This is a genomic window from Natronolimnohabitans innermongolicus JCM 12255, assembly GCF_000337215.1.
GTDB classification, from domain to species: domain Archaea; phylum Halobacteriota; class Halobacteria; order Halobacteriales; family Natrialbaceae; genus Natronolimnohabitans; species Natronolimnohabitans innermongolicus.
In genome coordinates, this window is sequence record NZ_AOHZ01000079.1 from 22,894 (window position 1) to 31,256 (window position 8,363).

Here is an 8,363-nt window from a genome sequence, read left to right on the forward strand (position 1 = left end):
ACTGACAGCGCCGGCGGCGGTGGCGTCGCCGAAACTCGGTACGTGCCCTGGTTTCGCACGCATCCCGAGTACTTACCCGTTCTCGGACGGACGTCCGACTCGATGGAGTCACCGACAGCGACGCTGGCCGACGAGCCGCCGAGCGCCAAACTGGTTTTCAAGGTCCTCGAGCACCACGACTCGCTCACGCAGGAGCAACTGGCCGAAGAGACGATGCTCCCCCGCCGAACGGTCAGATTTGCCCTCTCTCGGCTGGACGAGGCGGGGCTGCTCGACGAGCAGGTGTCGTTCAGAGACGCCCGTCAGTCGGTCTACTCGTTGTCGAGCGAGGGCGAACGAGTCCGATCGAGAAACGAGTGACGGAAGCGAGGTCGGGGACGGTCACCCTCTCCGGAGTTTGACACTCGTCACCGCAGAGTTACGGTGGCCCCCGGTGAACGACCAGCTATGACGGAAACGTTTGTCGTCGTCGGTGGCGACGCCGCAGGGATGTCCGCCGCGAGCAAGGCAAAGCGCGACGACCCCGACCTCGAGGTCGTCGTCTTCGAGAAAGGCGAGTGGGTATCGTACGGAGCGTGCGGGCTCCCGTATTACGTGAAAGGAGAGATTCAGTCGCTCGAGGCGCTGGTGTCGGTGACGCCCGAGGAGTTTCGCGAGGAGCGAGACATCGACCTGCGGACGGGCCACGAGGTCGTCGACGTCGACCCGCTCGAGCGGACGGTCACCGCCGAAGTCGAATCGTCGTCGGAGACGGTCGTGCAGTCGTACGATCACCTGCTGCTCGCGACGGGCGCCGAGGCCGTCGTGCCGCCGATCCAGGGCGCCGAACGCGAAGGGGTCTACACGCTCGGCTCGATGAGCGACGGCAAGGAACTCCGCGAGTACGTCGCTCGAGCGCGCACCGAGGAGTCGTTTCAACAGCCCGACCGCGGACCGGCCTGTCGGTACCTCGAGGACTGTTCCGGTCCCGTCGGCGTCGTCGGGGGCGGCTACGTCGGGATCGAGATGGCCGAAGCGCTGGCCGAGAACGGCTTCGAGGTGCACCTCTTCCAGCGCAGCGACCGGCTACTGACGGGGTTCAGCGGAGCGACGAGCGACGCGGTGGCCGAACACCTCCGCGAACAGGACGTCGCCGTCCATCTCGGGAGCGAGGTGCGTGCGCTCGCCGGCGACGGCGACGGGGGCAACGGGAACGAAGGTGGGAGAGAGAATAACGATGAGAGAACCGACGGCGCCGTCAGGGCCGTCGTCACCGCCGACGAGCGCGTGCCGGTCGAGATGGTGTTGCTCGGAACCGGCGTCCGGCCGCGAACGGCGCTGGCCGAGGCGGCGGATATCGAACTCGGGCCGACCGGAGCGATCGCGACCGACGCCTACCGCGAGACGTCCGTCCCCGACGTCTACGCGGCGGGCGACTGCGCCGAGGCGATCCACACCGTGACGGGCGAAGCGACGTACGCGCCGCTGGCGCTGACGGCCAACCGCCACGGACGCGCGGTCGGCCAGACCGTCGCCGGCGACCCGACCGAAGGCGGCCCCATCGCCGGCACGGCGGCCGTCAAGGCCTTCGAGACCGAGGCGGCGCGGACGGGGATCATCGACCACGAGGAGGCTCGCCAAGCCGGCTTCGATCCGGTCAGCGAGACGATCGACGCGAAATCGCGAGCGGGCTACTATCCTGAAGGAGGAACTGTCACGATCACGCTGACCGCCGACCGCGAGACCGGACGCGTCCTCGGCGCCAGCCTCGTCAGCGAGTACGGCGAGGGCGCCGTTCACCGTAGCCACGCCATCGTCGGAGCCCTCGAGGCCGACGCCACCGTCTCGGAACTCGAGAACTACGATCTCGCCTACGCGCCGCCGTTCAATACGACCTGGGACCCCGTTCTCGTCGCCGCGAAGGTGCTCTCGGGGACGGTACAGTGAGTGTGGCTCCGCGGTGAGTATCGATCCGTCGTCGACGTTCGGTCGCTATCGGTCGTCCGCCGTCAGCGGTTAGTCGGAGACCGCGGGGACGTCCGCGGAATCGACCGCACCCTCGCTCTCGAGGTCCTCGAGCGACTTCGGGAACTCGCGGAGTTCCTTGTGGATCGCGATGCCGGCTTTCGCGCCCTGACCCATGGCGACGGGGATCTGGTTGTGGCCGGGCGTCAGGTCGCCGACGGCGAACAGGCCGTCGACCGACGTTCGCCCGTGGTCGTCGACGGCGACCGTCCCGTCGTCGTTCAGGTCAGCGCCGAGCGACGCCGCGAGGTCGTTGTTGTACTCGGCGCCGTACATCGCGAAGCCGCCGGCGTACTCGCGAATGGCTCCGTCGTCGAACTCGAGGGCTTCGAGCCAACCGTCCTCGCCGTTTCGAACGCCGGTAACCTCCTCGCGAACGACGTCGACGGGATGGTTCGCGAGCAACGCCGCGGTCTCGTCGCTCCAGGTCGGCTCGTCCCCCCGAAGCAAGAGGCCGACGTCGGCCGTGAAGTTGAGCATGAGCATCGCGACGGTGGCGGCGCTGTCGCCGTGGCCCATCACGTACACCGGCTCGTCGACGAACGTGTGGGCGTCGCAGTGGAGACAGTAGTGGAGTCCGCGACCGGTGCGCGGCAACGGCGGCTCGGGGCGGCCGTCGGAGAAGCCGGTCGCGAGCACGACGCGGTCCGCGACGGCGGGTCCGTCCGTCGTCTCGAGCGCGAAGACATCGTCGCGGCGCTCGACGCCGGTCACGAACGACCGCTCGTAGTTGGCGCCGTACGAGCGGAGTTGCTCGACGGCCGTCTCGAGGAACTCGTCGCCGGAGACGGATTCGGGGATTCCGATGACGTTGTGCGTCTCCCGCATCATCGCGGCGCGACCGCCGCCGCGGTCGAAGACCGCCGTCTCGTGGCTGAGTCGCGTCGCGTAGAGCGCGGTCGTCAGGCCGGCCGGGCCGCCGCCGACGACGGCGACCTCGTATCGCCGATCGTCCGAACTGTCGAGTGGGTCCGTCATATTGTGGTTACCTTCTGTTACCCGCTTACTCCTGGTTAGCAATAACTGTGAGCCAACCCATCGCTCACCCGGTTACCGACCGGTAAGCGGGCCGGCCGTGGTCTCGAGTCGACCGTCGTCGACAGCGAACGACGACGCCAGGGAAACCGGACGTAACCAGGTAACGAAACGTAACGTTATGCTCCTCGCGTCCGAATTCGGCGTATGGGCGACGACGACCGACTCGAGGTCTGGTGTTCGGGCGAGGAGTGGTGTTCGATCACGTCGACCGCGACGCTGATCGGCAAGAAATGGCACACCGTCGTGATCCACCGACTGCTCGCCGAGGGTCCCCTCGGGTTCAACGCGCTGCAAGAGGAGGTCGGCGGCATCTCGAGCAAGGTCCTTTCGGACGTGCTCGAGGATCTGGGTGAGAAGCAACTGGTCGATCGAGAGATCGTCAACGAGAAACCGGTCCGCGTCGAGTACTCGCTGACCGAACTTGGCGCGTCCCTCGAGCCGGTGATTCAGGAGATGGCCGCGTGGGGCGAAGCGCACCTCACCGCGGCGACGGACGAGGAAACGTCGATCACCTGATCGCGGTAACCGTTACAGGACACGACTCGAGACCGTGCTCGGGGAAAAACGGTTCAGAGCAGCGCCGAGAGCGCGAGGAACGCAGCCAGCGCCAGCACGGGGTAATCGACGCGGGAAAACGCCAGCGCGGGTAGCGTCGGATTCCAGGCGAAACACCGCGCCTGCATGGCGAGCGCGAGGCGGTCGGCGCGCTCGAACGCCCGCGTGAGTCCCAGGACGCCGATCGTTCCGGCGCGGTCGACGGCGCCGCGCTCGTCGCCGAGTCGGGCCGCCATCGCGTCGCGGATCGTCCGGAGATCCGCCCGTAACACCGGGAGGAATCGGAAGACGAGCGCGACGCCGATCCCCAGCAGCTGGCCCGGTTTTCCGGGGATCGTTCGTTGAATAGCGGCTCGAGACGCTCGAACGGGCGTCGAACGGACGTACGCGGCGCTGACGAACAGGATCAGCAAGACTCGGTAGCTCGCCCGCGCGGAGACGATCCCGTCCTCGAGGTCGATCCAGGGTGACCCGAGCGTCAGCGCCGCGAGCACCGGGGCGATGGCGAGAAACACCAGCGCGTACCGATAGGCGTACAGCGCCTCGAGCGGCGAGACGCGGGCGGCGACCAGGATCGCGCCGGCGACGGCCGTGAGCGCGACCAGCGCCCGCGGGCCGGTGTGGGCCAGCGCGGTCGCCGCGAATCCGATCTGGACCGCCAGCTTCGAGCGGGGATCGAGGCGGTGGGCGAGCGTGTCGTCGGGTGCGTAGGTGAGCATCGTCGTCGGTAGCTGCGGTCGAACGGGCGTTCGGGCGATCGAACGTTCGGTGATCAAGTCTTCGGGTGAGAGCGATCGTTCGGAGGTCGTCGGTGCGACTCGAGACGGCCTACGGCCGGTCGGCGCGGCGACTCGGAACGCGTACCTCGAGTCCCGCCAACGCTTCTCTCGCACGGTCGGGCGGTTCGTCGACGACCACGCGGCCGTCGCGCATCGCAATGACGCGGTCGGCGAGGTCGAACACGTCCCGCAGGTCGTGGGTTGCAAGCAACACGCCGGTACCCTCGGCCGCGAGCGACTCGAGGCGCGCCAGCACCGAGCGGCGGGCGGGATCGTCGAGTCCGGTGAACGGTTCGTCGAGTACGAGGTGGGTCGGCTCCATCGCCAGCGCGCCGGCGATGGCCACGCGGGACTGTTCGCCCCCCGAGAGCGCGTCGATGTGCTCGTCTTCGCGACCCGCCATGTTGACCGCCTCGAGGGACGCCTCGACCCGGCGGTCGATCTCCGATCGTTCGAGCCCGAGGTTTTCGGGGCCGAAGGCGACGTCGGCGCCGATCGTCGCGGCGACGAACTGGTCGCGGGGGTGTTGGAAGACCATGCCGACGGCCGAGCGCGCGGCGACGAGATCCGCAGAGACGGGCGTGTCGTCGACCAGCACCTCGCCGGAATCGGGCTCCAAGAGGCCGTTGCAGTGGCGCAACAGCGTCGTCTTCCCGCTGCCGTTTGCGCCCGCGAGAACGACGAACTCGCCGTCGTCGATGGAAAGCGAGACGTCCTCGAGGACGGTGACGTCGTCGAACGCGTGGGAAACGGATCGGAATTCGATCATCGAGTTCTCACGCCTGGATCGGCTCGAGCCGCCCGCCGTTGACGATCGCGATGGCGGCGGCCATCTTGAGCAGTTCTCCCGGCACGAACGGTAGCGCGAAGCCGACGATCGCCTCCCAGGCCTCGAGTTCGAGGAGCCAGGCCGCGTAGGCGGTCCCCATCGCGTAGATGAGCACCGTCGCGGCGGCGAGCGCCAGCACGACGACGGGAAGCGGGACCGCGGCGGGATCGCGGAGGTCGGTTCCGCGGTGAACGATCGCGCCGATCAGCGCCGCGGCGATCGGATACGACCAGAGGAAGCCGCCGGTCTGGCCGAACAGCGGGCCGAGCCCGGCCTCCCAGCCCGCGAAGACGGGCGCCCCGACCGCGCCCGCGGCGAGGTACAGCAGCATCGAGGCGGTCCCCCAGACCGGTCCCAGGACAAGTCCGGCGAGGAAGACGAACAGCACCTGTAGCGTCACCGGGGCCAGCGAGAACGGGAGCGGAATCGAAATCGGTCCCAGCGCCCCGAGTAGCGCCGCGAGCACCGCCGCTCGAGCGAACTGCCGGACGACCGTCCCGTCGACGAGGTCGACCGAATCTCCGTGCGTTGCCATACCACCGCAATTCTCGTAAACCGTGTTGAACACTTCGGTTTCCGAGGTCGCTTCGAGTCGGTGTGCGTCGATTCCGAGCGAAAGAGACGGTGACCTGTCCCACGAGAACCGTCGCAATGCTCGTATTCCTGTCGAGTTTGTGACGATAACGCCGACAGTCGCGGATGCGCATCGATTGCATCGGTCCTGACAGGATCGTCGAGAGAGGGCGTCGAAATCACCGGTCTCGAGCGTCGTAATGGACGATTGTATCGGTGTACTGATCGAAACGACCGGCTCCCCTTATGCATCGATTCGCCGCCGTACTGGCAAATGCCATCCGAACGGATCCGATGTGAGACGACCGCGAACGAGCGGTCACGGCCACGGCGAACGACTCGTTCTCGAGCGAGTCTATCCCGCCGTTCAGGCCGCTCGACCGAGACACCCGGTGGAGGCCTCGAGCCATGAACAAGGGAGTGGGTGCCGCTGCCGTCACGATCGCCGTCGCCTTTCTGATGGCCACGAGCGTGTTCGCGCTGCCGATGCTCGGCGGCGGACTCGCGCCGTTCGGCGACGCCGGTGCGGACGACGATGACACCGGCGACGCCGAACTGGACGTCGACGACGCCGGCACGGACGAGGCCGGTGCGAACGCCGACGATGACGCCGACGGCGACGCGAACACCGACGTCGACGCGAACGACGACGGCGAACTCGAGAGCCTCGAGCTGGTCTCGATGGAGCCGACGACCGATACTGATGCGGTGTCGGCGAGCCAGGACGACGGCGCCGACGTGGCCGACGGTGACGAAACCGACGGTACTGACGGCGCTGACGTCGAGATGACCGAACCGACAGACGATGCCGACGCGACGGCTGACCTCCCGCAGGAACAGACAGACGCCGTCGAAGACGGCGTCGACGAGGGGGTCGAACTGGCCCAGTCGCAAGGCGTCGACGTGAGCCAGGAACAACGCGACGCCGCCGTCGAGGCCGCGAGCGCGTCGGTCGCACAACACCAGGAAGCCGACGTCGAGCAGGTTCAAGAAGCCGCGAAAGGCGCCGTTCACGGCTCGGTGATGCAAGAACAGACCGTCGCGGTCGAGCAGCTTCAGGCCGCCGTCGGCGGCGCGACCGCCGGCGCGCTCTCCCAGCACCAGACGGTCAGCGCGACCCAGATGCAGAGCGCGACGTGGGGCGCGACCCACGGTGCGATCGCCCAGGAACAGCGCGTCGAGGTCGAACAGATCCAGGTCGCCGCGCAGGGCGCCGCCGCCGGCGCCGCGTTCGAGGCCGGCGAGAAAGACGTCGCGGAACAGCCGAAGATCCAGGAAGCCGCACAGGGAAGCGCCTACGGCGTCCTGGAGCAGTACCAGAAGATAACCGTCGAGCAGCGCCAGCAGGTCACGCTCGAGCACGTCCAGCACGCGGCCGCTGGGGCGTCCGCGGGCGCCCTCGAGGGCAGCACCGAGGACGCTCTCGAGCAGGACCAACGGATCGACGTCGAGCAACAACAGCGCGTCGACATCAAGCAGGTTCAGAAGGCCGCCACGGGCGCGGCGAAGGGTGCGCTCGTTCAGCACCAGGAGGTGACGGTCGAGCAGACCCAGTCCGCGGCTCGCGGGGCCGGCGCGGGCTCGCTGAAGCAGATCCAGACCGTCGACGTCGAGCAGATTCAGCGGATCTCGATCACGCAGATTCAGGAGGCCTCCTTCGGCGCGGCCAAGGGGGCGATCTACCAGAGCCAGACCGCCGAAACCGAACAGATCCAGGCCGCCGCTGACGGGGCCGCCGGCGGCGTCCTCGTCCAGCACCAGGAGATTTCGATCACGCAGATCCAGTACGCCGCGGTCGGCGCGGCAAACGGCGCGGTCGAGACGGCCGTTCAAGAACAGGTCGTTCAGGTCGAACAGATTCAGGCGGCCTCCTTCGGCGCCGGCGAGGGCGCCGTGTCCCAGTCGCAGGTCGTCGACGTCACGCAGGTCCAGAAGCTGGCGACCGGCGGGGCAAGCGGCGCGCTGATCCAACACCAGGAGGCGACGATCGAACAGATCCAGATCGCCGCCAGCAGCGCCTGCCAGGAGACCGCCCGCGTCGTGCAGTACCAGCGCATCAGCATCACGCAGCTCCAGATCCTGACCCAGGACGCCGCGTCCGACGCGACCGCGTACGCGGTCGCCGAGGGGATCGAGGATATCGACGACATCGAGGTCGAGCTCGGTCAGTACCTCTCCGTCGAACTCGAGCAGCGCATCGAGGAGGTCGACGAACTCGAGGGCGAAGCGACGATCGCGTTCGCCGATCAGGAGAGCGACGGCGAGAGCGTCACGATCGACAGCGTCGACCTCTCCGAGGGCGGCTTCGTGGCGGTCTACGAGGGCGACTCGGTCGCCGATCCGGCCGCCGTCCTCGGCTCGTCGGGCTACCTCGAGCCCGGCGACCACGGCGACGTCGCGGTCGACCTCGAGGACGCGATCGAGGCGGACCGACCGCTCGTCGCGGTGGTCCACCACGACACGACCGGCGATGAGACGTTCCAGTACGCCGAGAGCGACGGCGCCGAGGACGAACCGTACGTCACCGACGCCGGCGCGCCGGTCGTCGACACGGCGTTCGTCGAGGTCTGTCTCTTATACACATC

At 68.0% G+C, this 8,363-nt stretch carries 8 protein-coding genes; 4 read left to right on the top strand and 4 right to left on the bottom strand.

The window, feature by feature from the left end; genetic code table 11:
- Positions 1-102 precede the first annotated feature (102 nt).
- Together C493_RS16335 and C493_RS16340 are read left to right on the top strand one after the other, a co-directional pair.
- Positions 103-360, top strand: a complete 258-nt coding sequence (locus C493_RS16335; protein WP_049889429.1) for a MarR family transcriptional regulator — start codon at positions 103-105, stop codon at positions 358-360.
- Between the two features lie 87 nt (positions 361-447).
- Positions 448-1,926 (top strand): FAD-dependent oxidoreductase, encoded by a 1,479-nt coding sequence (locus C493_RS16340; protein ID WP_007260583.1) that lies wholly within the window; start codon positions 448-450, stop codon positions 1,924-1,926.
- A gap of 69 nt (positions 1,927-1,995) precedes the next feature.
- Here C493_RS16340 and C493_RS16345 read toward each other — a convergent pair whose 3' ends face one another.
- Positions 1,996-2,982, bottom strand: a complete 987-nt coding sequence (locus C493_RS16345) for an NAD(P)/FAD-dependent oxidoreductase (RefSeq protein WP_007260584.1) — start codon at positions 2,980-2,982, stop codon at positions 1,996-1,998.
- A 204-nt stretch (positions 2,983-3,186) separates the two neighbouring features.
- Here C493_RS16345 and C493_RS16350 point away from each other — a divergent pair, with 204 nt between their 5' ends.
- Positions 3,187-3,558 carry a winged helix-turn-helix transcriptional regulator gene (locus C493_RS16350; protein ID WP_007260585.1) on the top strand — a complete coding sequence of 124 codons (372 nt, stop codon included), beginning with the start codon at positions 3,187-3,189 and terminating at the stop codon, positions 3,556-3,558.
- Positions 3,559-3,611: 53 nt separating this feature from the next.
- On the opposite strand, the gene C493_RS16355 is transcribed toward C493_RS16350, so the two are convergent.
- The 3 genes from C493_RS16355 to C493_RS16365 form a co-directional block, all read right to left on the bottom strand.
- Positions 3,612-4,316, bottom strand: a complete 705-nt coding sequence (locus tag C493_RS16355) for an energy-coupling factor transporter transmembrane component T family protein (protein ID WP_049889430.1) — start codon at positions 4,314-4,316, stop codon at positions 3,612-3,614.
- Positions 4,317-4,425: 109 nt separating this feature from the next.
- Positions 4,426-5,145, bottom strand: a complete 720-nt coding sequence (locus C493_RS16360; protein ID WP_007260587.1) for an energy-coupling factor ABC transporter ATP-binding protein — start codon at positions 5,143-5,145, stop codon at positions 4,426-4,428.
- A 7-nt stretch (positions 5,146-5,152) separates the two neighbouring features.
- Positions 5,153-5,740, bottom strand: a complete 588-nt coding sequence (locus tag C493_RS16365; RefSeq protein ID WP_007260588.1) for a biotin transporter BioY — start codon at positions 5,738-5,740, stop codon at positions 5,153-5,155.
- A 446-nt stretch (positions 5,741-6,186) separates the two neighbouring features.
- Between C493_RS16365 and C493_RS16370 the strand changes: the two genes are divergently transcribed.
- Positions 6,187-8,363 (top strand): DUF7282 domain-containing protein (locus tag C493_RS16370; RefSeq protein WP_007260589.1); only part of this gene is annotated, 2,177 nt, incomplete at its 3' end.